Source organism: Lentzea albidocapillata subsp. violacea, assembly GCF_900100275.1.
GTDB classification, from domain to species: Bacteria; Actinomycetota; Actinomycetes; order Mycobacteriales; family Pseudonocardiaceae; genus Lentzea; species Lentzea violacea.
Window position 1 is genome coordinate 36,644 of the sequence record NZ_FNET01000017.1, and the last position, 23,770, is coordinate 60,413.

General features: G+C 70.9%; 26 protein-coding genes. 21 read left to right on the forward strand and 5 right to left on the reverse strand.

Features of this window, described 5'->3' with window-relative positions; genetic code table 11:
• Nucleotides 1-19: 19 nt before the first annotated feature.
• Entirely contained in the window at nucleotides 20-553 is a 534-nt protein-coding gene (locus BLR21_RS30405; RefSeq protein WP_090011352.1) for a cysteine dioxygenase family protein, read from the forward strand.
• On the opposite strand, the gene BLR21_RS30410 is transcribed toward BLR21_RS30405, so the two are convergent.
• Complete coding sequence (locus BLR21_RS30410) at nucleotides 540-1,154, reverse strand: TetR/AcrR family transcriptional regulator (RefSeq protein ID WP_176929863.1); 615 nt, start codon at nucleotides 1,152-1,154, stop codon at nucleotides 540-542. The two genes, BLR21_RS30405 and BLR21_RS30410, sit on opposite strands and share 14 nt — an antisense overlap.
• A 112-nt stretch (nucleotides 1,155-1,266) precedes the next feature.
• Between BLR21_RS30410 and cysD the strand changes: the two genes are divergently transcribed.
• From cysD to BLR21_RS30445, 7 genes are read left to right on the forward strand one after another with little or no spacing between them, the layout of a single operon-like run.
• Nucleotides 1,267-2,154 carry a sulfate adenylyltransferase subunit CysD gene (cysD, locus tag BLR21_RS30415; RefSeq protein ID WP_218131000.1) on the forward strand — a complete coding sequence of 296 codons (888 nt, stop codon included), beginning with the start codon at nucleotides 1,267-1,269 and terminating at the stop codon, nucleotides 2,152-2,154.
• The gene (gene cysC / locus BLR21_RS30420; protein WP_090011359.1) at nucleotides 2,154-3,929 is read left to right on the forward strand and encodes an adenylyl-sulfate kinase; all 1,776 of its coding nucleotides are present in this window, start codon (nucleotides 2,154-2,156) and stop codon (nucleotides 3,927-3,929) included. The genes cysD and cysC overlap by 1 nt, the downstream gene beginning before the upstream one ends.
• 59 nt (nucleotides 3,930-3,988) lie before the next feature.
• On the forward strand, nucleotides 3,989-5,044 hold the full coding sequence (locus BLR21_RS30425) for a DUF1214 domain-containing protein (protein WP_218131001.1): 1,056 nt from the start codon (nucleotides 3,989-3,991) through the stop codon (nucleotides 5,042-5,044).
• On the forward strand, nucleotides 5,041-6,189 hold the full coding sequence (locus BLR21_RS30430) for a sulfotransferase family protein (RefSeq protein ID WP_090011361.1): 1,149 nt from the start codon (nucleotides 5,041-5,043) through the stop codon (nucleotides 6,187-6,189). Before BLR21_RS30425 ends, BLR21_RS30430 begins: the two co-directional genes overlap by 4 nt.
• A complete protein-coding gene (locus BLR21_RS30435; RefSeq protein ID WP_218131002.1) occupies nucleotides 6,189-6,968 on the forward strand; it encodes an SDR family oxidoreductase in 780 nt (259 codons plus the stop codon). The genes BLR21_RS30430 and BLR21_RS30435 overlap by 1 nt, the downstream gene beginning before the upstream one ends.
• Nucleotides 6,965-7,432, forward strand: a complete 468-nt coding sequence (locus tag BLR21_RS30440) for an SRPBCC domain-containing protein (protein ID WP_090011366.1) — start codon at nucleotides 6,965-6,967, stop codon at nucleotides 7,430-7,432. The genes BLR21_RS30435 and BLR21_RS30440 overlap by 4 nt, the downstream gene beginning before the upstream one ends.
• Before the next feature lie 47 nt (nucleotides 7,433-7,479).
• On the forward strand, nucleotides 7,480-7,794 hold the full coding sequence (locus tag BLR21_RS30445) for a hypothetical protein (RefSeq protein WP_090011368.1): 315 nt from the start codon (nucleotides 7,480-7,482) through the stop codon (nucleotides 7,792-7,794).
• Nucleotides 7,795-7,926: 132 nt separating this feature from the next.
• Here the strand turns inward: BLR21_RS30445 and BLR21_RS30450 are convergent, their stop codons facing one another.
• Entirely contained in the window at nucleotides 7,927-8,592 is a 666-nt protein-coding gene (locus BLR21_RS30450; protein ID WP_090011370.1) for a TetR/AcrR family transcriptional regulator, read from the reverse strand.
• 74 nt (nucleotides 8,593-8,666) lie between these two features.
• Between BLR21_RS30450 and BLR21_RS30455 the strand changes: the two genes are divergently transcribed.
• Entirely contained in the window at nucleotides 8,667-9,881 is a 1,215-nt protein-coding gene (locus BLR21_RS30455) for a cytochrome P450 (protein ID WP_090011371.1), read from the forward strand.
• Nucleotides 9,878-10,072: a ferredoxin gene (locus BLR21_RS30460; RefSeq protein WP_030475674.1), complete on the forward strand. Its 195-nt coding sequence runs from the start codon at nucleotides 9,878-9,880 to the stop codon at nucleotides 10,070-10,072. The genes BLR21_RS30455 and BLR21_RS30460 overlap by 4 nt, the downstream gene beginning before the upstream one ends.
• A gap of 40 nt (nucleotides 10,073-10,112) precedes the next feature.
• Here BLR21_RS30460 and BLR21_RS30465 read toward each other — a convergent pair whose 3' ends face one another.
• Nucleotides 10,113-10,667, reverse strand: a complete 555-nt coding sequence (locus tag BLR21_RS30465; protein WP_090011373.1) for an EF-hand domain-containing protein — start codon at nucleotides 10,665-10,667, stop codon at nucleotides 10,113-10,115.
• 123 nt (nucleotides 10,668-10,790) lie between these two features.
• On the opposite strand from BLR21_RS30465, the gene map reads away from it, so the two are divergent.
• On the forward strand, nucleotides 10,791-11,609 hold the full coding sequence (gene map, locus BLR21_RS30470; RefSeq protein ID WP_090011375.1) for a type I methionyl aminopeptidase: 819 nt from the start codon (nucleotides 10,791-10,793) through the stop codon (nucleotides 11,607-11,609).
• Nucleotides 11,610-11,618: 9 nt separating this feature from the next.
• On the opposite strand, the gene wecB is transcribed toward map, so the two are convergent.
• The gene (wecB, locus tag BLR21_RS30475; RefSeq protein ID WP_256335033.1) at nucleotides 11,619-12,719 is read right to left on the reverse strand and encodes a non-hydrolyzing UDP-N-acetylglucosamine 2-epimerase; all 1,101 of its coding nucleotides are present in this window, start codon (nucleotides 12,717-12,719) and stop codon (nucleotides 11,619-11,621) included.
• A gap of 124 nt (nucleotides 12,720-12,843) precedes the next feature.
• Between wecB and BLR21_RS30480 the strand changes: the two genes are divergently transcribed.
• Genes BLR21_RS30480 through BLR21_RS30520 form a run of 10 tightly spaced genes read left to right on the forward strand, consistent with a single transcriptional unit; the run spans nucleotide 12,844 to nucleotide 22,590 of the window.
• Complete coding sequence (locus tag BLR21_RS30480; protein WP_090011516.1) at nucleotides 12,844-13,671, forward strand: hypothetical protein; 828 nt, start codon at nucleotides 12,844-12,846, stop codon at nucleotides 13,669-13,671.
• Nucleotides 13,668-14,612, forward strand: a complete 945-nt coding sequence (locus tag BLR21_RS30485; RefSeq protein ID WP_090011379.1) for a polysaccharide deacetylase family protein — start codon at nucleotides 13,668-13,670, stop codon at nucleotides 14,610-14,612. Before BLR21_RS30480 ends, BLR21_RS30485 begins: the two co-directional genes overlap by 4 nt.
• Complete coding sequence (locus tag BLR21_RS30490; RefSeq protein ID WP_256335034.1) at nucleotides 14,603-15,775, forward strand: O-antigen ligase family protein; 1,173 nt, start codon at nucleotides 14,603-14,605, stop codon at nucleotides 15,773-15,775. Before BLR21_RS30485 ends, BLR21_RS30490 begins: the two co-directional genes overlap by 10 nt.
• Complete coding sequence (locus tag BLR21_RS30495; protein ID WP_090011518.1) at nucleotides 15,757-16,791, forward strand: glycosyltransferase; 1,035 nt, start codon at nucleotides 15,757-15,759, stop codon at nucleotides 16,789-16,791. The genes BLR21_RS30490 and BLR21_RS30495 overlap by 19 nt, the downstream gene beginning before the upstream one ends.
• A complete protein-coding gene (locus BLR21_RS30500) occupies nucleotides 16,788-17,642 on the forward strand; it encodes a hypothetical protein (RefSeq protein ID WP_090011520.1) in 855 nt (284 codons plus the stop codon). The genes BLR21_RS30495 and BLR21_RS30500 overlap by 4 nt, the downstream gene beginning before the upstream one ends.
• Complete coding sequence (locus BLR21_RS42820) at nucleotides 17,639-17,788, forward strand: hypothetical protein (RefSeq protein WP_176929864.1); 150 nt, start codon at nucleotides 17,639-17,641, stop codon at nucleotides 17,786-17,788. The genes BLR21_RS30500 and BLR21_RS42820 overlap by 4 nt, the downstream gene beginning before the upstream one ends.
• Complete coding sequence (locus BLR21_RS30505; RefSeq protein ID WP_090011380.1) at nucleotides 17,785-19,035, forward strand: glycosyltransferase family 87 protein; 1,251 nt, start codon at nucleotides 17,785-17,787, stop codon at nucleotides 19,033-19,035. Before BLR21_RS42820 ends, BLR21_RS30505 begins: the two co-directional genes overlap by 4 nt.
• Nucleotides 19,032-20,432, forward strand: coding sequence for an oligosaccharide flippase family protein (locus BLR21_RS30510; protein ID WP_090011382.1), 1,401 nt, complete (start codon nucleotides 19,032-19,034; stop codon nucleotides 20,430-20,432). The genes BLR21_RS30505 and BLR21_RS30510 overlap by 4 nt, the downstream gene beginning before the upstream one ends.
• Entirely contained in the window at nucleotides 20,429-21,496 is a 1,068-nt protein-coding gene (locus BLR21_RS30515) for a glycosyltransferase (RefSeq protein WP_090011384.1), read from the forward strand. The genes BLR21_RS30510 and BLR21_RS30515 overlap by 4 nt, the downstream gene beginning before the upstream one ends.
• Entirely contained in the window at nucleotides 21,493-22,590 is a 1,098-nt protein-coding gene (locus tag BLR21_RS30520) for a glycosyltransferase family 4 protein (protein WP_090011386.1), read from the forward strand. The genes BLR21_RS30515 and BLR21_RS30520 overlap by 4 nt, the downstream gene beginning before the upstream one ends.
• Here the strand turns inward: BLR21_RS30520 and BLR21_RS30525 are convergent.
• A complete protein-coding gene (locus tag BLR21_RS30525; protein ID WP_090011388.1) occupies nucleotides 22,571-23,740 on the reverse strand; it encodes a putative glycoside hydrolase family 15 protein in 1,170 nt (389 codons plus the stop codon). The two genes, BLR21_RS30520 and BLR21_RS30525, sit on opposite strands and share 20 nt — an antisense overlap.
• Nucleotides 23,741-23,770 lie beyond the last annotated feature (30 nt).

Genomic DNA, 23,770 nt, shown 5'->3' on the forward strand with positions numbered 1-23,770 from the left:
CTCAGAGGAGGACCCGCTCATGACGCACAGCCTGCTCTCCCCCACGGCCACGCTTCTGGTGGGCTCGCTCCGGGCCGCGATCGCCGGCGGCGGCGATGACCGGGCCGTCGCCGCTCGGGTGGCGCGGACCCTGGAGGGCCACCTCACCGACCCGTTCCTGCTGAGCGCGGCGCAGCGGGAACCCGACCCGAACGCCTACCGCCAGCACGTCCTGCACGTCGAGCCGGACGGCAGCTTCTCGGTCGTCGCGCTCGTGTGGTTGCCGGGTCAGGAGACCTGCATCCACGACCACGTCTCGTGGTGCGTCGTCGGCACGTACGTCGGCGAGGAGGAGGAGACCACCTACCGGCTGAGCGGCGATCGGCTGATCCCGTTGCGCGTCAACAAGACCCCGGAGGGCGTGGCGTCCTACCTGGTGCCGCCGGGCGACATCCACAAGGTGTGCAACAACTCCAGCTCCGTGGCGATCTCGATCCACGTCTACGGCGCGGACGTCAGCATCCTCGGCACGAGCATCCGGCGGCGCTACGACCAGCCCGTCAGCGGGCGATGACGCCCCGCTCGATCGCACCGGTGGCGAACTCGACCAGCTGAGCCGGCTTGACCCGGTTGACGCGGGCGCCCTGCAGCAGCAGGTCGTCCGCGAGGCCGATCAGCGAGTCCCAGACCCAGTGCGGCAGCGCGGGATCGTCGATCAGCTCCTGCCCGCACGCCTCGGCGGTCTCCTTCAACGCCTTCGCGAGCGCCTTGAGCGTCTTGCGGTAGTCCTGGGCCGATCCGGCGACCTCCCTGCCCCTGCGTCCGCCGGAGAGCACCTTGGCCTCCCACTGCGCGGCCGACCGCCCGAACCGCCGCCACAGGTCGGTGATCTGCGGCTCGACCTCCCTGAGCACGCCCGCGATGCCGAGGCCGCGGTCGACCGTGGCGAGAGTGCGTTGCAGCTCGTCCAGACGCCGTTCCATCAACGCCGCGAAGACGTCCTCCTTGCCGGAGAAGTACTGGTACACGGTGCCGGAGCTGACGCCCGCGCCGACCGCGATCGCGCGCATGGTCAGGCCCGCGTAGCCCTGGTCTTCGAGGATCAGCTCGGCGGACGACAGGATGTCGCGCCGCCTGCCCTCCGCGTCCCCCCAGGCCGTCTGTTCGGTGCTCACGGCGTTCAGCCTACTTTGAACAACGTTCAAAAGCATATTGAACGTTGTTCGGTTTGGTCGCTACTCTCGGGTGCATGGCGGAGACCGACGCGGAACCGGCGGGGGTGCTCACGTGAACCACCTCGACCGGCTGGAGGCCGACAGCATCGACATCTTCCGCGAGGCCGTGGCGGAGAGCGAACGACCGGTGCTGCTGTACTCGATCGGCAAGGACAGCTCGGTGCTGCTCCACCTGGCGCGCAAGGCCTTCTACCCGTCGAAGCCGCCGTTCCCGTTGCTGCACGTCGACACCACGTGGAAGTTCCGGGAGATGATCGAGTTCCGGGACGCGACGGCCGCCTCGCTCGGGCTGGAGCTGATCGTGCACCGCAATCCGGACTGCGTGGCGGAGGGCATCAACCCGTTCGACCACGGTTCCGCGCGCCACACCGACCTGTGGAAGACGCAGGGTCTGCGGCAGGCGCTGGACGAGCACCGCTTCGACGTGGCGTTCGGCGGCGCGCGGCGTGACGAGGAGGCCTCGCGCGCCAAGGAAAGGGTGTTCTCGTTCCGGACCGCGCAGCACCAGTGGGATCCGAAGAACCAGCGGCCGGAACTGTGGCGGCTCTACAACACGCGGGTCGCGCCCGGCGAGAGCATCAGGGTGTTCCCGCTGTCGAACTGGACCGAGCTCGACGTGTGGCGCTACGTCGAACGCGAGCGGATTCCCGTGGTGCCGCTGTACTTCGCGGCCGTGCGACCGGTGGTCGACCGTGACGGCACGCTGATCATGGTCGACGACGACCGGATGCCGTTGCACTCCGAGCCGAGGCAGGAGCTGGTCCGGTTCCGGACGCTCGGCTGCTACCCGCTGACGGGCGCGGTGCGCAGCGAGGCGCGCACGGTCGCGGAGATCGTCGAGGAGATGCGGGCCGCGACGACGTCGGAGCGGCAGGGCCGGGTGATCGACCACGACCAGAGCGGGTCGATGGAGCGCAAGAAGCGGGAGGGGTACTTCTGATGGAGCTTCTGCGGTTCATCACCTGCGGCAGCGTCGACGACGGCAAGAGCACGCTGATCGGACGGCTGCTGTACGAGTCGAAGCTGCTGTACGCCGACCACCTCGCGGCCCTGGAGGCGGACTCGCGCCGGGTCGGCACGCGCGGCGGCGAACTGGATTTCGCGCTGCTCGTGGACGGGCTGGCCGCCGAACGCGAGCAGGGCATCACGATCGACGTCGCCTACCGGTTCTTCGCGACCGAGGCACGGCGGTTCATCGTCGCGGACACCCCTGGGCATGAGCAGTACACGCGCAACATGGTCACGGGCGCCTCCACCGCCGATGCGGCGGTTCTGCTGCTCGACGCGCGCAAGGGTGTGCTCAGTCAGACGCGCCGGCACGCGCGGATCGTGTCGCTGCTGGGCATCCGGCACGTGGTTCTGGCCGTGAACAAGCTCGATCTCGCGGCCTATTCACGGGAGGTGTTCGAGGAAGTCAGCGCGTCGTTCGCGGAGTTCGCCGCGGAGCTGGCCTTCACGGAGATCACCTGTGTGCCGATGTCGGCGACAGAGGGCGTCAACGTGGTCGGCCGCAGCGAGCTGACGCCCTGGTACGACGGGCCGACCCTGCTGCAGTGGCTGGAATCGGTCGAACCGCGGCCGAGACGGGACGTATCGTCCCGCTTCCTCGTGCAGTGGGTGAACAGGCCGGACGCGACGTTCCGCGGGCTGTCCGGGCGCGTACTGGGCGGGACACTCCGGCGAGACGAGACGGTCCGCCTCGGCAACCGGACCACCAGCGTGGCCCGGATCGTCACGATGGACGGCGACCTGGACGAGGCGCCGGCCGGATCGTCGGTCACGGTCGTGCTGGCGGACGACGTGGACGCGAGCAGGGGCGACGTCCTGGGCGCCGCGCAGGACCCACCGGGCATCGCGAGCGAGTTCCAGGCGCGGCTGGTGTGGCTGCACGAGAACGGGTTGCTGCCCGGCCGCCAGTACCTCGCGAAGATCGGCGCGCGCACGGTCGGCTTCACCGCGACCAAGGCCTTGCACCTCAACGAGATCGGCGTCGACAACGTGCACTTCGACGCACCCGTGCCGTTCGAGAGCTACCGCACCAACCGCGATCTGGGCTCGTTCGTGGTGCTCGACCGGCTGTCCAACGCCACGGTCGGCGCCGGGATGATCGATTTCGCGTTGCACCCGGACAATGTGCGCCGGCAGACCCTCACCGTCGACAAGCAGGCCCGGATCGCACGCAACGGGCACCGGCCGTGCGTAGTGTGGCTGACCGGGTTGTCCGGCGCGGGCAAGTCCACGATCGCCGACCTGGTCGAGAAGGCGCTGCACGCCGAAGGCAGGCACACGTTCCTGCTCGACGGCGACAACGTGCGGCACGGGCTCAACTCCGACCTCGGGTTCACCGACGCCGACCGCGTCGAGAACATCCGGCGCATCGCCGAGGTCGCCGCGCTGATGGTCGACGCGGGACTGATCGTGCTGGTGTCGTTCATCTCGCCGTTCCGGGCCGAGCGGGCGCTCGCGCGAGACCTGGTCGGCGAGAACGAGTTCTGCGAGGTCTTCGTGGACACACCACTGGCCGTGGCCGAACAGCGCGACCCGAAAGGCCTGTACCGCAAGGCTCGCAGGGGTGAGCTGGCGAACTTCACCGGCATCGACTCACCCTACGAACCACCGCGACGACCCGAGGTGCGGCTCGACACGACGGCGTTGGGCCCGCAGGCCGCCGCCGAGGTCGTGCTCCAGCGGCTGCACGCGCTCGGCGTCTGTTGAACGTTGTCCAAAATCGTGTACGTTCAGCTAGAACACGTTCTATATTCGGGAGGCATGCAGTGCCGGATCAGGCGTGGTCGCAGTTCTGCCGGGCGTTGGAGAAGGCCGGTGAGGTGATCCTCGCCGACCAGGCACCGGACACCCCGCTCGACCGCGCGGAGGGCTACCGGTACCTCTCCCGGCTCACCCGCGAGATGCTGTACTCCTGCCTGGACAACGCCGATCCCGACTTCCCGCGCTTCCACGAGCTCGACCTCGTGAAGATCGGCGCGGACAACCCGGACAACGTCTACCTGTCCGCGAACATCCGCGGCGACCGGACGTACCGGATCACCGGGACGCGCGGCACCATCGCGTACTTCAGCATCGGGTCGAAGGCCAACCGGTACGCCAGGGACGGCACGATGGCGTCGACCGGTGAGTTGTCCGACGCCGACCTCACGATCGCGCCGGACGGCACCGTGGAGATCATCGCCAGTGCCGAGCCCCGGGCCGGGAACTGGCTGCCGCTCGCGCCCGACTCCACCGGCCTGGTGGTGCGCCAGACCTATCTCGACCGTACGACCGAAACACCGGGCCAGTGGCACGTCGAACAGATCGGCGGGCCCGCGGCACCCGCTCCCCTGACCCCCGAGTTCCTCGCCAAGGCGTTGCAGCGGGCGGCTTTGTCGGTGCACGGCACCGCCGCCACGTTCGCGCACTGGACGCGCACGTTCATGGCGCGTCCCAACGAACTGCCCGACTTCGGCCAGGAGATGTTCCAGCGGGCCGGCGGCGATCCGGAGATCTTCTACCTGCACGGCTACTGGACGCTGAAGCCCGGTGAGGCGTGGGTGATCGAGACCGACGTGCCGGACTGCCCCTACTGGAACTTCCAGCTGGGCAACTGGTGGATGGAGTCGCTCGATCATCACCGCAGGATCACCGTCAACAAGCACACGGCGTCGTTGTCCGGCGACCGGCTGACGATCGTGGTGGCCGCCGAGGATCCCGGTGCCGGCAACTGGATCGACACCTGCGGCCACAGTTCGGGTACCGCGTTGCTGCGCTGGCTCGGCGCCGCCGTCCACCCCATCCCGAAGTGCCGCGTGGTCCCCCTGGAGGAGGTTCGATGACGGTCACGACCGCGCTGAACGTGCCGGAGTTGCTGGACAGGGCCTGTGCCAAGACCGGACTCTCGGACTTCGGCGACGACTGGTTCCGCGAGCCGCTGGACGTGCTCGTGCGCAGCCTCAACACCGAGGCCGCGCTGTCACCGCTGGGCTTCGAGCTGACGAAGCACCGGCTGACCGCGCTGCTGTCCGACCGCCTGCGGTTGCGGGAGCTCCAACGCTCGAACCCGGAGGTGCTCGACGTCGAGGTCCGGGTGGCCGCCGAGATCTGCGGCCTGCCGCGCACCGGTTCGACGTTGCTGCACCGGCTTCTCGCCGCGTCGCCCCAGGTGACGTCCACGCTGTCGTGGGAGGTCGCGTACCCGCTGCCGTTCCCCGGCGAGGGCCCCGGCGCCGGGCAGCGCAAACGCCGTGCGCAGGAACGCATGCGGGTGTTCGCGCAGCTCTCCCCCGACTTCGGCGACCTGCACACCGTCGTGTGGGACGGGCCGGAGGAGGACGTGATCCTGCTGGACCGGACGTTCGTGTCGATGAGCTTCGACTCGTTCTACTGGGTGCCCGCCTACGGCGACTGGTTGCGGTCGGCCGACCAGCGGCCCGCCTACCGCGAGTTGCGCGAGTGGCTACAAGTGTTGCAGTGGCAGAACTCTTCCCGCTCGGTGCCGTGGGTGCTCAAGTCGCCGCATCACCTGACCGCGGTCGACACCGTGCTGGACGAGTTCGCCGACTGCAAGATCGTGATGACGCACCGGTCCCCTGTCAGCGCCGTGCCGTCGTACGCGTCAATGGTGCGCGCGATGTCCTCGCAGTACAGCGAGAACGTCGATCCAGTCCTAATCGGACGGTACTGGTCCCGCAGGTTCGCCACGACGCTGGAGGGTTTCGCGGCGGCCCGGTCCGCGCGTCCGGACCGGTTCGTGGACGTGCGGTTCGCCGACACCGTCAGCAAACCGCTGGAGGTGGCCCGGCAGGTGCTGGACGCGCTGGGTCTGCCCGCCGGCCCCGCCGACGACGCCGCGTTCGAGGCCTACCTGGCGCGCAACCGCACCGAACGGCACGGCTCGCACTCCTACGCGCCAGCGGACTTCGGGCTGTCCGAAGACCAGCTGCGACGGGATTTCGCCTTCTACTCGGAGGTCTACCTGTGATGCTGCAGGACGAGGTCGTGGTGATCACCGGCGTCGGTCCCGGCCTGGGCTCGAAGCTCGCCGTCCGCGCCGCCGCCGAGGGCGCGAAGGTCGTCATGGCCGCCCGCTCCGCCGACGTGATGAAGCAGGTGGAGAAAGACGTCGCCGCGGCCGGTGGCGAGGCCGTCGGCGTGCAGTGCGACGTGCGGCGGCCCGAGGAGGTGGCACGGCTGGCCGAGACGGCCGTCGAGCGGTTCGGCACGATCACCGGGCTGGTGAACTCGGCGTTCGGGCACCCCGGCTGGTTCGACCTGCTGGAGACGCCCGAGAAGGCGGTCCGCAGGTCGATGGACATCATCCTGTTCGGCGCGCTGAACGTGACCCGTGCGGTGGTGCCGCACATGAAGGCCGCCGGGCGCGGTTCGATCGTCAACGTGGGCACGATGACCACCCGCAAGCCCATGCGCGGCGAGGGCGGGTACGCCGTGGCGAAGGCCGCGATGGCGACCGCGACCCAGTTCCTGGCACTGGAACTGGGCGAGCACGGCATCCGCGCGAACCAGGCCGTGATGGGCTGGCTGGACGGACCGGGCGTGCGCTTCTACCTCAAGTTCACCGCCGAGGCGCGCGGCATCAGCGAGCAGGACGTCTACGACGAGATCGCCGCCCGTAACCCGCTGGGCCGCATCCCGACCGACGACGCCTGTGCCGGAGCGGTGCTGTTCCTGTTGTCCCGGCACGCTTCCGAGGTCACCGGTGCCGTGCTCGACGTCAACGGCGGGGAGTACATGCCGGCATGAGCCACCTGCCCGAGAGCCATGTGATCGAGTCCGTCGTCGTCGAGATCGACGCGCCCGCCGCCTTCGTGTGGGACGTCCTGCTCGACTACCCGCACTATCCACAATGGAATCCCTACACGCTGGCGGTCGCCACCACGCTGGCCGTCGACTCTCCGATCGACCTCACACTGCCGCGCCCGGACGGCGGCGAGGGGACGTTCGTCAGCCGCGAGTACATCCGAGTGGTGGAGCCGCCCCGATTGCTGCGGTACGACACCGGTGACACGTTCCCCGGTCTGCTCGGGGTGCGTGACCAGCTGATCACGCCGCTCACCGCGGACCGGTGCAGCTACCGGACTTTCGAGACGTTCACGGGCAAGTACGCCGACGCCGTGTTCGCGGCCCAGGGCGCCTATGTCAAGCAGGGCTTCGATTCGGTGGCGCACGCGCTGAAGGAGCGAGTCGAAGCCCTGCTCGGAGTGTGAGTAGTTGTACCGATGCCGTCGCGGACCAGCGGCGGCACTCTCGACGTGTGACCGAAATCGACCGTGGCCGCCTCGCCGCACTGGCCGGATTCGCCACCACCGCCGTCCTGCTCGTCCTGACGGTCGTCGCGTTCCTGAACGACGCCATGGACTCGTTCGGCTGGCAGGGCGGCGAATACGCCTACTCGTTCATCTGGATCGCGCTCGGCTCGGCCGTCGCCGGCCTCGTCGTGAAGGTGGCCGCGCCCGCACCGTGGCGGTCCGCCGGGACGGGGATGGTGCTGGCCGGCACGGTCGGCGTGGTCGTCGTGATCACGCTGGTCATCGTGTTCATGTGGGCGCTCTCGAACCTCTCGGTGTAGCCAGTGGTGTGCCCGGAACGTTGCCGGGGGAATTCGCGGTCGGACGGGTGCATCGTGGTGTCGCCCCCACGTCCTCGTACTGGTGGCGGATTCCAGGGGCGTGGGGGCGGGAGGCGCCCTGCTGAGCGTGAATTACCTCGCCAACGGTCCGGGTCGCGCCACCAGCACCTGCGACAGACCGCGCAGCGCGTCGGCGATCTGCTCGCGATGCCCTTCGAGGGTCTCTCTCGTGACGCCGTCCGCCGCGGCCCTGGCCACGTCGTCGGTGGCGACCTTGAGCACCGCACTCATGGCGGCGGCCTGCACCCTCACCTCGATGGCGTTCCGCGGCAGCCCCGCTCGTTCGGCGAGCACGTCCGCGAGCACGTCCTCCGCCCGTTCGCGCACCATCAGATAGGCGGCGCGCAACGCCCGTTCGCCTTGGGTCAGCCGCACGACGGCGAGGACCGCTTCGATGTCCTCGTCGGACGCCGCGTCCAGCAACGGGCTGTAGGCCTCGCGCAGGTGGTCGATCAGCTCGAGTTCGCGCGGCCAGGCACGCACCACCGCGCAGAAGGCATCGACCATCTTGGTCAGCAGCGGTTCGACGCAGCTCTCCTTGTGCGGGAAGTGGCGCCAGAACGTGCGTTCGGAGACGCCCGCGGCCTGCGCGATCTGCTCGCCCGACGTGGCGGCGACACCCTGCTCGGCGAACAACCGGACCGCGTGCCGCGAGAGGTCGAGGCGCTGACGCTGACGTTGCTCGTCGCTGACCGGCGGCCGGCCACGGCGAGGCTTTTCGGTCGCAACGTCCGTCATCGGGCGATTTAAGCACGTCGCCCGGCAGGCAACATTTATTGGCACCGTCTGCCATTAAGCGCTACGGTCGGTGCATGAGCATTGACGCAGAGCGCCTGAAGCTGCCGCTGGCCAGGCCGAACGTCCTCGACCTCGCTCCGCTCTACGAGGTGCTGCGACGCGACGCACCGATCGCGCCCGTGACGACGCCGGCGGGCGACCCCGCCTGGCTCGTGACCCGGTACGAGGAGGTCCGCCTCCTGCTGGGCGACAAGCGCTTCGGCCGTTCCCACCCGGAGCCGGAGAAGGCCTCCCGCATCTCGACCGCCGCCGTACAGGACGGCCCGACCGGCGAGTACGCGACGGAGGAGGCTGACCACACGCGCATGCGCCGCCTGCTCACGCCCGCGTTCTCCGCCAAGCGGATGCGGATGCTGGGCGAGAACATGGAGGAGCTGGTCGACAGCTGCCTGGACGCGTTGATCGCCGAGCACGAGCAGACCGGCGTGGTCGACCTGCACCGCGGGCTCGCGTTCCCGTTGCCGGTGGCCATGATCTGCCGCCTGCTCGGCGTCCCCGAGGAGGACAACGAGCTGTTCGCGTCGCTGTCCGAGCGCATGGCGGGCACCGAGATCGGCGAGGAGGCGCACAAGGCGCGCGAGGAGTTCTTCGGGTACATGGTCGGGCTCGTCGAGTCCAAGCGTGGCGCGCTCGGCGAGGACGTGATCTCCGACCTCGTACGCGCACAGGCCGAGGACCCGTCGTTCGACTACGTAGAGATGGTCCGGCTGTGCGTCGGACTGCTGTTCGCGGGCCACGAGACCACGGTGAACCGCATCGGCCTGGGCGTGCTGTTCCTGCTCACCGACCGGTCGCGCTGGGACGCCCTCGTCGCCGACCCGGACGGCCGCGTCGACGCGGTGGTCGAGGAGGTCATGCGCCTGGGCGCACCCGGCGACCTCGGCCTGCTGCGGTACGCCCGCGAGGACGTCGACATCGCGGGCGTGACCATCAAGGCCGGTGACGCGCTGGTCCTGTCGATCAACGCGGCCAACCGCGACGCGTCCGTGTACTCCGCCGCCGAGGAGTTCGACCCCGACCGTCCGGAAAGGACACACCTCGGTTTCGGCCACGGCGCGCACTTCTGCATCGGCGCGTCGCTCGCCCGCACGGAACTGCGCGTGGTGTTCGCCGCGCTCGCCAAGCGCCTGCCGTCCATGCGGCTGGCCAAGGAACTCGACCAGCTGCAGGTCCGCGCGACGCTCACCGGCGGCGTGGCGGAGCTGCCCGTCACCTGGAGGTCGGCGTGAACATCGTGGTGGACCAGGGGAAGTGCGTCGGGGCCGGGCAGTGCGTGCTGGCCGCGGACGACGTGTTCGACCAGCGCGACGACGACGGTCTCGTCGACCTGCTGGACGCGAGCCCGCCGGCGGAGCGCCTGGCCGATGTCCGGCACGCGGCGGCGGTCTGCCCGGCCTCAGCGATCGCGGTCTCGGAGTGACGCAGGTGCCGGACCGGGCCCCGGTCCGGCACCGCTGAAGTCAGGCGCGCTGCAGCGCCCTCGGGTACAGCCAGCTGCCAGGCGTGTCCTCCGCCGGGTTCGTGTAGTAGTCGCGCACGGCCGTCACGTACTCCTGCACGCTGATCGCGCCGTCGCCATCGGTGTCGAGGTGCGCGAACGCCCGGCCGCACTCCTCCGCCGACAGCCCACGCGCCTTGAGCAGGATCCCGAACTCGGACGCGTCCACCCGGCCGTCGCCGTTCGTGTCCATGAGGTCGAGCAGGGACTGGACGACCTCGAGGAAGTCCATGTTGATCGGGCCACCCTCGACGAACGCCTCGTTCATGGCGTCGCGGTACTCCACCGGGCCGATCCTGCCGTCGCGGTCGGTGTCGCAGTGCTCGGCCAGCATCTCCCAGAACCGGTCGTAGGCCTCCACGAGCTCACGGCCGCGCTCCGAGGACGCCGGTTCGCCGAACGCCTGCAGCAGCCGGTTGGCCAGCGCGTAGATGTCCGCTAGTTCGATGACGCCGTTGCGGTTGGCGTCGTAATGGGCGAAGGTCGAGTCGATCCTGTGCTGCAGCACCTGCTTCATGACCAGGCACTGTGGTGATGTGTCCGGGTCGGCGCAACGCGCGTCCCCCTCCTGGGTGGTGTTGTTCAGCCGTCTCCGCGAAGCCGGTATAGTTATACCGGCACCCGCTGATGGAGGAACACGTTGATCGAGCTCAAGTCGCCCGCCGAGATCGAGCGCATGCACGTCACCGGCCAGTTCATCGCGGAGGTGCTCGACGAGCTCTCCGCCAGGGCCGCGGTGGGGGTGAACCTGCTCGACCTCGAACACCACGCGCGCCACATGATCGAGGAGCGCGGCGCGGTGTCCTGCTACTGGGACTACTCGCCGTCGTTCGGCCGCGGCCCGTTCCGCAACGTGACCTGCCTGGCCGTCAACGACGCGGTGCTGCACGGCCTGCCCAAGAGCTACGTGCTGCAGGACGGTGACGTGCTGACCATGGACATCGCCGTCACCATCGGCGGGTGGGCGGCCGACTCGGCCATGACCGTCATCGTCGGCACGCCCCGCGAGGAGGACCAGCGCCTGGTCCGCACCACCGAGGTGGCGCTGGCGGCGGCGATCGAGGTGGCGCAGGTCGGCAACAAGCTCGGCGACATCTCGGCGGCCATCGGTGAGGTCTGCGGTCAGTCCGGCTACACGCCCAACCTGGAGTTCGGCGGGCACGGCATCGGCCGCACCATGCACGAGGCCCCGCACGTCGCGAACAACGGCAGGCGCCGGCACGGCATGAAGCTCAAGCCCGGCCTGACCATCGCGATCGAGCCGTGGCTCGCGGCGACCACCGACCAGATCATCTACGACGAGGACGGCTGGACGCTGCGCTCGGCCGATGGTTCGCGCACGGCCCACTCGGAGCACACCGTCGCGATCACCGAGGACGGGCCGCTCGTGCTGACCCGCCGCAAGAGCGAACTCAGGGCCCAAGCCGATTCCGGCGCGTCACAGGCGCGCTTGCCCTAGCCACGCGGACTAGTGGCGCGGTGCCAGCATCGTGCGGACGGCGGAGGCGATGCGCTCGGACGGTGAGCCGGTGCCGTACGGCGACGGGATCTCGCGCAGCGCGGCCCGATGCCCCTCCACGTCGTCCAGCCACGCCAGCACCGAGCTGCCCACCAGCGGACCGGGCGGAACGAGCGTGCCGAACGTGCCCTCGATCTCCGGCCGTTCGGTGCTGCGCCGCACGACCACGACGGGCCGCTTCAGCACGCTCACCTCCTCCTGGATGCCACCCGAGTCCGACACGATCACCGCGGCGCCGTGCGCCAGGGCCAGGAACGGCCGGTACGGCTGGGGTTCGATCACCTGGAGGCCGTGCAACAGCGCTTCCAGGCCGAACGCGGTGATGCGCTGTGCGGTTCGCGGGTGCAGCGGCAGCACGACGGGCAGCGGCAGTCCGCCGAGCTCGCGCAGGATGGTCTCCAGGTTGGCCGCGTCGTCCACGTTCTCCGGACGGTGGATCGTGGCCAGGACGTAGCGGTCGGGCTTCAGGCCGAGCTCGCCCAGGACCACGTCCTCCTCGTCCGCGGAGGGCAACGCGTGCGCCAGCGCCTCCACGACGGTGTTGCCGGTGACGGCGATGCGGCTCGGCGCGACGCCTTCGCCCAGGAGGTTGCGGCGGTTCAACGGCGTCGGCGCGCAGCAGAGGTCGGAGAGGTGGTCGATGAGCACGCGGTTGTGCTCTTCCGGCATCGCGCGGTCGTAGCTGCGCAGGCCCGCCTCCACGTGCACCAGCGGCACGTCGCAGGCGTTGGCGGCCAACGCCCCCGCGAGTGCGGACGTCGTGTCGCCCTGCACGATCACGGCGCCGGGCCGGTCCGCGGCGAGCACCTCGTCCACGGCCGAGACGGCGCGGCCGAGCTGGTCGCCCCGGCGCAGGCCGCCCAGCCGCAGTTCGTGGAAGGCACCCGGTTCCGGCACCTCGCGGCGGATGCGCGAGTACATCGAGCGGTCGTAGTGCTGGCCCGTGTAGATCATGGTGCACGCGCTGCCGAAATGGTCGACCAGCGGCGCGAGTTTGATCAGTTCCGGCCTGGTGCCGCAGACGATCGTGACGATGTTCGTTTCCCGCACCGCGGCAAGGTACTTCATCGATCTTGACGAATCCGGGCGAATCCCGCACACGTTCACTCGAAAGAGTTGCCTCGGATATCGCTCAAAAGTGTTGCCACACAAGCGTGTCGTAGTGTCCGCGCTCATGTCCGGTCATCTGGCACTTGCGGTGTCCACTGTGCTCTACGGCCTGGGGATAGTCGCGCAGACCGTCGCCGCGCGAAGGGCCGATGAACGTCCCGGCACCGGCGTGGGGCTGCTCGCCCGCCTCGCCGCGGACCGGTTGTACCTGCTCGGGTTCACCGGGCAGGTCGGCGGGTTCCTGTTCGCGTTCCTGGCTCGCGAGGACCTGCCCCTGTACCTGGTGCAGGCCGGTTCGTCGTGCGCGGTCGGCCTCGCCACCGTGATCGGCGTGCTGGTGCTCGGCTGGCGGATCCGGCGCGTCGAGATCGCCGTGCTGGTGGTGATGGCGTGCGGGCTGCTGTTGCTGACGGGTGCGGCGGCGCCGTCCACGGCCCGTGAACTCCCGCTGGTGCCCGCGCTCGTGGTGCTGGGGCTGTTGACGCTCGCGGTGCTGCCGCTGGCACGGGTGTTCAAGGCAGCGACGCCGGTGCTCGCCGGTGTCGCGTTCGCCGTGGTCGCGGTGGCCGCGCGCAACGTCGCCGGCAAGCCGGTGCTCGACCTGCTGCTGCACCCGCTGACCTGGGTGATGGTGGTCGCCGCGTTCGTCGGGCAGGCCTGCCTCGCGACGGCGTTGCAGCGTGGTTCGGCCACGTCCGCGGTGGCGTCGATGGACGCGACCACCGTGGTGATCGGCTCGGCGGCCGGGCTCGCGGTGATGGGCGACCAGATCGCGGCCGGGCGTGAGTGGTGGGTCGTGCTGGGCGTGCTGCTGGTGGTGTCCGGCGTGCTGGTGCTCGGGTCCGCCGCGAAGCCCGCGCGGGAACTGGTCCCCGCCAGAGGTGAGCGGTGAAGCCCGTCGCCAGTGTGTCGCTGGACCTCGACAACCTGTGGGCGTACCTGCGCACCCACGGCGATTCCCGGTGGGAGAGCAGGCCGAGCTTCCTGCCGTCCGCGGTACCACGCCTGCTGGACGTCTTCGGCGAACAGCGGTTGACCACCACGGTCTTCGTGGTCGGCGCGGACGCGGAACGCGACGACGGCGCCGAGGCGGTCGCGTCGATCGTCGCGGCCGGGCACGAGATCGCGAACCACTCGTTCTGGCACCAGCCGTGGCTGCACCGCTTCTCCGCCGAGGAGGTGGAGAAGGAGGTCATGCGCGCGGAGGAAGCGATCATGGCCGCCGGGGCGCCCCGGCCCGTGGGCTTCCGCGGTCCCGGCTACAGCGTCACGCCCGCGTTGCTCGACGTCCTGCGGCGGCGCGGTTATCGCTACGACGCCAGCGTCCTGCCGACATGGATCGGGCCGCTGGCCCGCGCGTACCACAACCGCTCGGCAGGGTCGACGGACGGCGGCGAGGACCTGTTCGGCGGGTTCGGCAAGGTGCGCGCTCCGAACACCGCGTATCGCTGGCGGGACAACGGACTGGTCGAGCTCCCGGTGACGACGATGCCGTTGCTGCGGGTACCGATCCACGGCGCGTACCTGTTGCAGCTGCACCAGATCTCGCCCCGGCTGGCGCGCGGGTACTTCCGCACGGCGTTGCGCCTGTGCCTGGCGCGCAAGGTCTCCCCGTCGTTGCTGCTGCACCCGACCGACGTGCTCTCGGGTGCCGAGGCGCCCGGAATGGAGTTCTTCCCCGGCATGGCCGTGCCGGGCGCGCGGAAGGTCGAGCTGCTGGGCTGGGTCCTGTCGTTGCTGCGCAAGCACTTCGACGTGGTCGGCACTGGCGAGCACGTCGAGCGGATCGCGGGTTCTCCGTTGCGTGAACGGGATCCGGTCGCATGTGGCTGACGGTCCTGCTGCGCGTCCTGGCCTGCGGCACGGTGGCGCTGGCGCCCCTGGAAGGGTATCTGCTGCAGGCGCACGGGCAGTCGGCCAAGGTGCTGCCCGCGCTGCTGATCGGCGGGTGGCTGTTCTCCCTGTACCGGCAACGACGTCTGCCCGCGCCGCACCCGCTGCACCTGGTCGTCGCGTTGCTGGCGGTGGTGCTGCTCACGACCTCCGCGGTGCACGAGGCCGAGCCGTTCACGCTCGAGTACCTGGTGCGGTGGGTGCCGTTCCTGGTGATCACGGTGGTGCTCGCCGACGTGGCCGCGCGGGAGGTGCCGGTCCGCGCGCTGCTCGCGGCGACGGTCGCCGGTGCGGTCGTCGCGGCGGCGGGCGGGCTGCTCAGCCTGGCCGGTGGTTCGTTGCGTGCCACCGGGCCGTTGGAGGATCCCAACGACCTGGCGTTCTTCCTCGTGGCGGCGCTGCCGTTGCTGGTCGCGCTGCCGGCCAGGGGTCGTTCACGGATCGTGTTGTTATTGCTGGGCGCGGTGCTGGTGGCCGGTGCCGCGGCGACGTTCTCACGCGGCGGCGGGATCGCGCTGGCCTGCGCGCTGGTGTGGCTGATCGTGCGCCGGGCCCTGCCGGTCCGCGCGGTGGTCGTGACGGCCGCTGTCGCCGGTGTGGCGGCGCTGGTGTTCGCCTCGGCGGCGCAGGCCGAGCTGTCCCGGGCGGTGCAGGAGAAGAGCCACATCGCGGGCACCAACGCCGACACCCGGATGCTGCGCTGGCAGGCGGCCTCACGGATGCTCGCCGACAACCCGGTGCTCGGCGTCGGGCCCGGCGGGTTCCGCCAGGAGTACGCGGCGGCCGGGCACAACGCGGAGATCGACGAGCAGACCCCGGTGGCGCACAACATGTTCCTCGAAGTGGCCGCCGAACTCGGGGTGCCGGGTTTCGCGCTGCTGATCGCGTTCGTCGCGGTCGGCTTCATGGCCGGCGAACGGGCGTTGCGCCGCGTGGCGGACCGGCGTGAGGCCGTGGCCGTGCAGGCGGCGCTGATCGCCGTGCTGATCGCCTCGATCTTCCTGTCCGAGCAGTACTACCTGCCCCTGTGGTCGCTCGTCGCCCTCGCGGTCGCGATCGAGCGGCGTTCCCAGAAGGAGTCTCGATGCGCGTTCTCCACGTGATCAGCGAGATGGGCGCGGGCGGTGCCGAGGCGCTCGTGGCCGGGATGGCCCTGGCGGGCGGGGACGTCGGCTGGGAGTCCGCGGTGGCCAGCGGTGGCGGCTTCCGCGCCGACGCGTTGCGTGCCGGCGGTGTCTCCGTTTTCGACGTGCCGGTGGCCCGGCGTTCGCCGCTGGGTGTGGTGCGCGCGGCCTGGGCGGTGCGGGTGGCCGTGCGCCGGTTCCGGCCCAATGTCGTGGTGGCGCACAACGTCTCCGCGTCGCTCGTCGCGCGCATCGCCTCGCCGCGACGACCGGTGGTGACGGTGTTCCACGGCGTCGCCGAGGCCGACGTGCCCGGTGCGGTCAAGGTGCTGCGGCGGGTGTCGACCGTCGTGGTGACCGTGGCCGCGGCAGCGTCGGCCCGGCTGCGCGACGCCGGGCTCGGCTCCGTGGTCGTCATCCCGAACGCCGTCTTCCCTTCCGCACCCACGACCGACCGGGCGACCGTGCGGGCCCGGCTCGGCACACCGCTCGACGCGCCCGTCGCCCTCTGCCCTGCCCGGCTGGAACCGCAGAAGCGGCACGACGTGCTGCTCGACGCGTGGTCCCAGGTCCCCGGCGACTGCGAACTGTGGCTGGCCGGCGACGGCAGCCTGCGTGCGGAACTGGAGGCGCGTGCGCCCGGCCGGGTCCGGTTCCTCGGCACCCGCACCGACGTGCGCGACCTGCTCGAAGCCGCGGACGTCACCGTGCTCACCAGCGACTGGGAGGGCATGCCGATCGCGCTGCTCGAATCACTGGCGGCGGGCCGGCCCGTGGTCGCGTCCGATGTGGACGGTGTGCGGGAGGTGCTGTCCGGCGGTGGTGGCGTACTGGTCCCCCGCCGCAGCCCCGGGCAGACCGCGAAAGCGTTGCGCGGCCTGCTCTTCTCCCCCACCGCGCGTTCGGTGGCCGCGTCCCACGACGGCTCGGCCGGCGCGCACACCCTGATGAAGTCCTACGACGAACTGCTTCGTACCGTCCTGGAGGGACGATGAAAGCTCGCAGAGCTGTGCTGGAAGGCGTGCTGGCCGCCGTGCTGGTCGGTGCGGCCGTGCTGCTGGCCGTCGCACTGCGCGACGGCGTGACCGAGGGCAGGCTGACCCTGCTCGCCACCCCGTCCGCACCGGACAGCACCCAGTTCGGCGAGGTCACGTCGCTGGCCGCGCCGGCGGTCGTGCAACTGGTCCGCAGCCCGTCCGTGCTGGACGCGGCGGCCGGCGCGGCGGGCACGACGCCGGACCGCCTGGCCGACGCCATCGCCGTCGAACTGGTCCCCGCGTCCGGCGTGGCCCGCATCTCGGTCCGCGCCGACTCGGCCGAGCACGCCGCCTCGGCCGTCACCGCGGTCGCCCAGGCGGTGATCGCGGCCGACCTGCTGGCGCCCGCCGCCAGGTTCCGTCTCGTGGACCCGCGCCCCGAGACCACGCAGGTGACGCCGGACTGGCGCCTCGCCACGGGTCTCGCCCTGGTAGCCGCGGTGATCGCGGGCGTGGCGGTGGTGGCGGTGCGCCGCCTGCGCGCCAACGCGGTGGGTGCGGCTCTGTCGACCGCGGGCATCAGGCACCCGGTCGTCGTCGCTGCCGACGACGACCCCGACCTGACCGAACGGCTCACGGCGTTGTGCGTGGCGGCGGCCCGCCCGGTACGGGTGCTGTCGGTGAGCCCGGCGCTGGCAGCACGTGCGGAGGAACTCGCGCGGGCGTTGCCGGACAAGGCTTCCGAGCCTGCGGACGGCACGGCCGTGATCGCCGTCGCGTCGAACGACCGCGCGCGGCGCAACGACCTGGCGACGGCCCTCGCGGTGCTGCCGGCGTCGTCGGTGCTGGTGGCGGTGGTGCTGGCGTGACGATCTCCTCCCGCTGGGCCGCCCTCGTGCGCCAGGTGGACCTCCGGACCGCACTCACCGTCGCCGGCCTCGCCACCCTCGCCGCACTGGCCGCGGTCACCGCGGTGGCCGCGACCTCGATCGTGATGGCGGTGCTGCCGGAATGATCACCGCGACCAGCCGTGCAAGCCTCGCCAAGACGATCGGCATCGCCCTCGTCGCCCTCGCCGGCGCCCTCAGCGCATTCCGCGCCCTCAAGCCGTCGTGGGAGGTGCCGCTCCCCACCGAGGCGAACCTGCCGGAAGAACGCATGCAGGACTTCCGGGACGCGCTGTACTTCCCGATCCGCGAGTTGCTGGGCGGCGGCAACCCGTACGACCCGGCGGTGATGTTCGAGCACTGGCCGGTGCGCCAGAACTTCAACCTCTACCAGCCCTACCACCTGGTGCTGCACCTGCCGTTCGCGCTGCCGGAGTACCGGGTGAGCGCGGTCGCGTTCGCGCTGGCGTGCCTGGTGCTGCTGGTGGGTCTCGCGGTCATGGCCGCGGGGCGGGCGAAGCTGCCCTTGGTCGCGGGCACGGTCGTGATCAGCACGCTGCTGGTCACGAGCCAGGTCGGCAAGGCCCAGCTGTACGTGGGGCAGGTCAACCCGCTGATCGCGGTCGGCGCGGCCGGGGCGTTGCTGCTGCGCACCAAGAGCCCGGCGTGGGCGTCGGTGGCGCTGGCGCTGGCCTGGCTGAAGCCGCAGTTCGGGCTTCCGCTGGCGTTGCTGCTGTTCGTGCGCGGTGATCGGAGGGTCGCGCTGCTGGGTACGGTGATCGCGGCGGTGGCCAGTCTGCCCGTGGCCGCGCTCCTCGTCATCAGGGGCGGCGGGATCGGCGAGTTCCTCGACGTGATCTCGCGGAACCTGGAGTGGGCCGGCAGCACCGGGTACGGCGCGGTCGACTCCATGACGGCGCAACGGGTCGACCTGCCGGCGGTGTTCTTCCGCACGACCGGGTGGCTGCCGCCCGCGGCGGAACTGCTGGCGCTGTGCGGGGTTCTCGCGGTCACCGCGCTGCTCGCTCGCAGGCTCGACCGCACCGCGAACGGGTCGGAGGCGGCGGATCTGCTGACCTGCCTGGGCGTCGTGGTCGCGCTCGTGCACCAGCCGGGCGACGTGCTGATCGCGGTCCCGGCGATGACGGCGCTGGCCGTCGTGTGCTGGCGGCGGCGCAGGGACAGCCACTGGCGGTGGGCTGGAGTGGCCACTCTGCTGCTCGTGGTTCCGTTCGCGCACCTGTACTTCGTCGACACGGCCATCAAGAGCGTTCTGGGAGCGCGGGCCGCCGTCACCCTGGACGGGGTCGCGGTCGTGGCGGCCTGGCTTGTCCTCACGGTGTTCGCGACACGGCACGTCCGGCGCGCCGCATGACAGACGTGGCGGTGCGGGGGTCGCTGTGGCTCTTCGCGGTCAACCTGGTGAGCAAGAGCAGCCAGATCGTGGTGACCCTCGCGCTCGCCCTGTTCCTCACGGAGGCCGACCTCGGCGCGGTGGCGCTGGTCGTGTCGGTCGTCAACATCGGCCAGGTCGTCCAGGCCATGGGCGTCTACGACATCGTCAGCCGCACCGCCCTGGATCCCCTCAGGACGGCGGGGACCGTGCTCACGATGAGCGTCGTGACCGGAGCGGCACTCACTGTGGTCATCATCGCCGCCGCACACCCGATCGCCGCCGCACTCGGGGCACCGGAGGCCGCCGGGATGCTGCGGCTCGCGGCGCTGACCCTGCCGTTCACCGCGGCGGGCGGGGTGCAGATGGCGTTGATGCACCGCGACCTCGACTTCCGGCGGCGCATGCTCCCCGACGCGGGCGGCATGCTCGTCGGCGCGGCGGTCACGGTCACGCTGGCGGCGAACGGAACCGGGCCCACGGCGTTGGTCCTGGGCCTGCTCTGCACGGCGGTCGCGCAACCCGTGCTCGCCGCTGTGGCCGGAGCGCGGATCCGTCCGGTCTGGGACCACGAAGCCGCGGCGGAAGCGGCGAAGTGGCTGGCAGTCGTGGGTCCTGGCGCGTTGATCGCCGTGCTGCTGATCAACGTCGACTACCTCGCGATCGGGCACGTCCTCGGCCCCGAGGCGGTGGGCGGGTACTCACTCGCGTTCCGCATCGCCTGGGTGCCGTACATCATGATCGCGGTCGTGCTGGGCGGGGTGCTGTTCCCGATCTGCGCCGAGCTGGTCCGAAGTGGACGGAAAGACCGGCTGCCCGCCACCCTGCACCGGTTCACCATCGCCACCCTGGTGGTGACCGGCGGCCTGTACGTCGTGGTCGCGCTGTCCGCGCAGGGAATCGTGGTCCTCGGCGAGCAGTGGGCGGACGCGGCCGGGTTGCTGGTCCTGCTGTGCGGCTACGGACTCGGCCTGAGCCTGCTGCACGTCTGGTACCAGGTGATCAGGGCCGCCGGGCACGCCCGCCAGTACCTCGCCCTCGAAGCCGCCCACCTCGTCCTGCTGCTGACCGCGCTGGTCTTCACCACGCAACGGGGCCCGGCGGCGGTCGCCCTCACCCAGGTGACCGTGGTGTGGCTGCTGGTGCCGGTGACCTGGCTGGTCCTCGCCCGCAACGGCCTCGTGTTCCCCGTCCCGCTGCGCGCCCTCGCCGGCGTCGCCGGAGCGGCGGCGGCCTGTCTCGCCATCAGCACCGTCCTGCCGGACAGCACCACCCTCACCGGGCTGATCGCCACCGGCCTGCTGCTGCTCGCCACCTACTGCGCGATCGCCCTGCCGCTGAACCGCACCGTCCTCATCGGACTGAAGGAGCGCGCGTGAAGATCGTCCACGTGACGCAGCCGGTCGAGGCCGGCGTCGCCGTCGTGGTCCTGGACCTGGCCAAGGCCCAGCAACGACGTGGCTGGGACGTCAGCATCGCCTGCCCGGCCACCGGCTGGCTGCCGGAGGAGGCCGCCAGGGCCGGGATCCCGCTGCACCGCTGGCAGGCCACCCGAAGCCCCGGCCCCCGCACCGCGCTGGAACTCTGGGAACTCCGCAGGACCCTCAGAAACCTCAAGCCCGACGTCGTCCACCTGCACAGCTCCAAGGCCGGTCTGGCCAGGCTCGTCCTGCGTGGCCGCATCCCGACGCTCTTCCAGCCGCACCTGTGGTCGTTCCGCGTCGCCACCGGACTGCTCAGCCGAGCGTGCCGGTTCTGGGAGGCCCGAGCCTCCCGCTGGACGACCCTGCTCCTGTGCGTCAGCGACGACGAACTCAAAGCCGGGCGCGCCGCACAGGTGACCGCACGAGCCGAGGTCGTCTGCAACGGCGTCGACACCCGACGCCTGAGCCCGGAACCCAAGCCCCACGACACCCCCACGGCGGTGTGCGTCGGACGACTGGCCTTCCAGAAAGGCCAGGACCTGCTGCTCGAAGCCTGGCCCCAGGTGCTCGCGAAGGTCCCGGACGCCGAACTCCTGATCGTCGGCGACGGCCCGATGGCCGCACAGCTGCGTGCCACCGAACCCCCGAGCACCCGCTGGCACGGCCACAGCGACTCGGTCGCCGGCTTCTACGCCGAGGCCGACGTGGTGGTCCTGCCCTCTCGTGCCGAAGGCATGGCGCTGGTGCCGCTGGAAGCCATGGCCTGTGGACGCTCCGTCGTCGCGTTCGACGTCGAAGGCGTCGGGCAAAGCCTCGGCGACGCAGGCGAAGTAGTCCCCTCAGGCGATACGAAAGCCCTGGCGCAAGCGATTGCGCTCCGGCTCGCCGACCCGGAACTCGCCGCTGCCGAAGGAAAACGCGGCCGGCTCCGGGCCGAGACCCTGTTCGACCGCGAACGCATGACCGGCCGGATCGCGACGCTCACCGCGCGACTGGTCACCGAGGAAGGACGACGATGACACGGATCGCCTACCTGCTCACCCAGGACAGCGGTGGCCCGGTGGACGTGACGGTGCGCCTGGCCGCCGCGCTGGCCAAGTCGGGCGACGCCGAGGTGCGGGTGTTCGGCCCGCGGCCCCGGCGCGGCGCGGAGCTCATCGACCCGTACTTCGAAGAGACCCTGGTGACGCGCAAGGGAGACGTGGCCGCCGCACGGCAGGCGCGGGCCGCGATCAAGGCCTGGCGCCCGGACGTCGTGCACGCCCAGGACCGCCGGTCCGGACTGGTCAGCGCGGCACTCGCGACGACCGGCACCAAGATCGTGCACACCTACCACGGCGTGCCCGACGAGGTGGCCGAGCCGTGGTTCCGCAACGTCCGCGGCGCCACCCCTCCCCCGGCCTACACCAGGGCGGTGCTGGCCGCCGACGCCGCCGTCGCGCGTGTCGTGCACCGCACCGTGGTCCCGGCCAGGGAGATGGGCCGGTTCCTGCGCGAACGGCTCTACGTGCCCCCGCACCGCATGACCCACATCGACAACTGCGTCGAGGTCGGTGCCGCGAGCCCGCCCGCCGAACCCGTGCGCAAACTGGTGTTCGTCGGGCTTCTGGTGGAACGCAAAGGTCTGCTGGACCTGCTGGACGCGCTGGAGACCACCATGCCGGAGGACGCGACGCTCACCGTCGTCGGCGACGGTCCACAACGGACCCAGGCGGAGGGCCGGGTCACCCGCCGCGGCCTCGCGAGCAGGGTGACGTTCCTGGGCTTCCGCACCGACGTCCCCGCTCTGCTGCTGGAGCACGACGCCCTGGTGCTGCCGTCCACAATGGAGCAGCAGCCGCTCGTCGTCGCGGAGGCCATGGCCGCGGGCAAGCCCGTGGTCGCCACGGACACCGGCGGTGTCGCGGACATGCTGGGCGTTCCCGGCGACGACTGCCCGAAGCCCGGCGACGTGCCGGCGCTGGCCGCGCGGCTGCGCGCACTGTTCGCCGACCCCGACCCCGCGAGCACCGGACACCGGCTCGCCACGAGGGCACGGGAGCGGTTCACCCCGGAGGTCTGTGCCCGCAGGCACCTGGACCTCTACCGCAAGCTCACCGCTTCGGGCCGTTGACCAGCACCACCGCGTCGGCCGCCGGCAGGTCGAGCTGGGCCGGCACCGGTTCGCCCTTGAGCGTGACGAGACCCGGTGGAGGCGTCAGCAGCACGGACGTCTTCGTCGGGTTCACGGCCACCCAGCCACCCGAGTAGCGGCGGTTCCACACCCCGCTCGGCAGGCGGTTGGCCGTCTCGACCGCCTCGCCGAGCCGCGCGTCCTGGTACAGCGACCAGTACGGGTTCTTGTAGTCCGGCACGGCCCTGGTCCAGCACGTGTGGGGGCTCGCCAGAAGCGCGGCGGAGGCGTACCCGACGCGTTCCTCCTTGTCCGACTTCGTGTGCGTGATCAGCAGCAGCCAGGACTCGCCGAGCGCGGCCTGCGCGCGCTGCTCCTTGAACTGGTTGCCCTGGAACGTGATCAGCTCGCCGGTGCCGTCGTCGCCCCGCAGGCCGAAGTTCTCCTCCATCGCGCCCGCGTACCGGGAGTGCGCCGACCAGCGGCCGGGGGTCAGCTGCGACTCCGACACGTTGGGGATCAGCATCTTCCCGGACTTCTCCAGGGCGTCACCGGTGAGTTCGAGCATGGCGTCGAGGCCGTCGCGCAGCAGCCGGTCGGACCCGGCGGCGTCGGCGGTGCCCGCGATCACCGCGCTCGAGTAGTACTTGAGCGAGCTGAAGTCGTTGTCCGCCAGCACGCCGTCCCAGCCCTCGCGCAGCACCTCGCCGACGACCGCGTCCGCCCAGGCCTTCTGGTAGGCCGGGTCCCAGACCGTCATCTGCCAGTGCTTCGGGTAGCCGTCCCACTCGATGCGCTGCCCGAGCGTGCTGATCGCGAACCACCCCGGCTGGGTCCGTTCCGCGGCGTGGTACCCGATCCCGGTGGGCAGGTACCTGGCGTCGCGGTCGCCCTCGACGGCGCCGGAGTAGTTGCGCGTACTGGAGAAGTCCTTGTACACGAGCACTTTGACCTTGGGGTTCAGCTCGTGCAGCTTGCGCATGGCTGCCGTCTCCCACGCGTTGAGCACGACGACGTCGTAGTGCTTGGCGGCGGACCTGATCTCCCACTGCGTCGGCGAGTCGCCGATGCCGTACCACCACGCGCAGGGCGCCAGCGGTTTCGGCACCGGCCCGGTGACGATCGGGTCCGGGTCCGCCGCACTGACCATGCACGCACTCGAAAGAAGTACGAGAGCGAC

What these genes read in the sequence shown, in the direction of transcription:
- BLR21_RS30450 (WP_090011370.1), bottom strand. Translation starts at nt 8,592, where the DNA reads ATGACGGACGTTGCGACCGAAAAGCCTCGCCGTGGCCGGCCGCCGGTC.
- BLR21_RS30465 (WP_090011373.1), bottom strand. Translation starts at nt 10,667, where the DNA reads ATGAAGCAGGTGCTGCAGCACAGGATCGACTCGACCTTCGCCCATTAC.
- BLR21_RS30455 (WP_090011371.1), top strand. Translation starts at nt 8,667, where the DNA reads ATGAGCATTGACGCAGAGCGCCTGAAGCTGCCGCTGGCCAGGCCGAAC.
- BLR21_RS30510 (WP_090011382.1), top strand. Translation starts at nt 19,032, where the DNA reads ATGACAGACGTGGCGGTGCGGGGGTCGCTGTGGCTCTTCGCGGTCAAC.
- BLR21_RS30435 (WP_218131002.1), top strand. Translation starts at nt 6,189, where the DNA reads ATGCTGCAGGACGAGGTCGTGGTGATCACCGGCGTCGGTCCCGGCCTG.
- BLR21_RS30505 (WP_090011380.1), top strand. Translation starts at nt 17,785, where the DNA reads ATGATCACCGCGACCAGCCGTGCAAGCCTCGCCAAGACGATCGGCATC.
- cysC (WP_090011359.1), top strand. Translation starts at nt 2,154, where the DNA reads ATGGAGCTTCTGCGGTTCATCACCTGCGGCAGCGTCGACGACGGCAAG.
- BLR21_RS30525 (WP_090011388.1), bottom strand. Translation starts at nt 23,740, where the DNA reads ATGGTCAGTGCGGCGGACCCGGACCCGATCGTCACCGGGCCGGTGCCG.
- BLR21_RS30405 (WP_090011352.1), top strand. Translation starts at nt 20, where the DNA reads ATGACGCACAGCCTGCTCTCCCCCACGGCCACGCTTCTGGTGGGCTCG.
- BLR21_RS30490 (WP_256335034.1), top strand. Translation starts at nt 14,603, where the DNA reads ATGTGGCTGACGGTCCTGCTGCGCGTCCTGGCCTGCGGCACGGTGGCG.
- BLR21_RS30480 (WP_090011516.1), top strand. Translation starts at nt 12,844, where the DNA reads ATGTCCGGTCATCTGGCACTTGCGGTGTCCACTGTGCTCTACGGCCTG.
- BLR21_RS30520 (WP_090011386.1), top strand. Translation starts at nt 21,493, where the DNA reads ATGACACGGATCGCCTACCTGCTCACCCAGGACAGCGGTGGCCCGGTG.
- BLR21_RS30500 (WP_090011520.1), top strand. Translation starts at nt 16,788, where the DNA reads ATGAAAGCTCGCAGAGCTGTGCTGGAAGGCGTGCTGGCCGCCGTGCTG.
- BLR21_RS30440 (WP_090011366.1), top strand. Translation starts at nt 6,965, where the DNA reads ATGAGCCACCTGCCCGAGAGCCATGTGATCGAGTCCGTCGTCGTCGAG.
- BLR21_RS30430 (WP_090011361.1), top strand. Translation starts at nt 5,041, where the DNA reads ATGACGGTCACGACCGCGCTGAACGTGCCGGAGTTGCTGGACAGGGCC.
- BLR21_RS30495 (WP_090011518.1), top strand. Translation starts at nt 15,757, where the DNA reads ATGCGCGTTCTCCACGTGATCAGCGAGATGGGCGCGGGCGGTGCCGAG.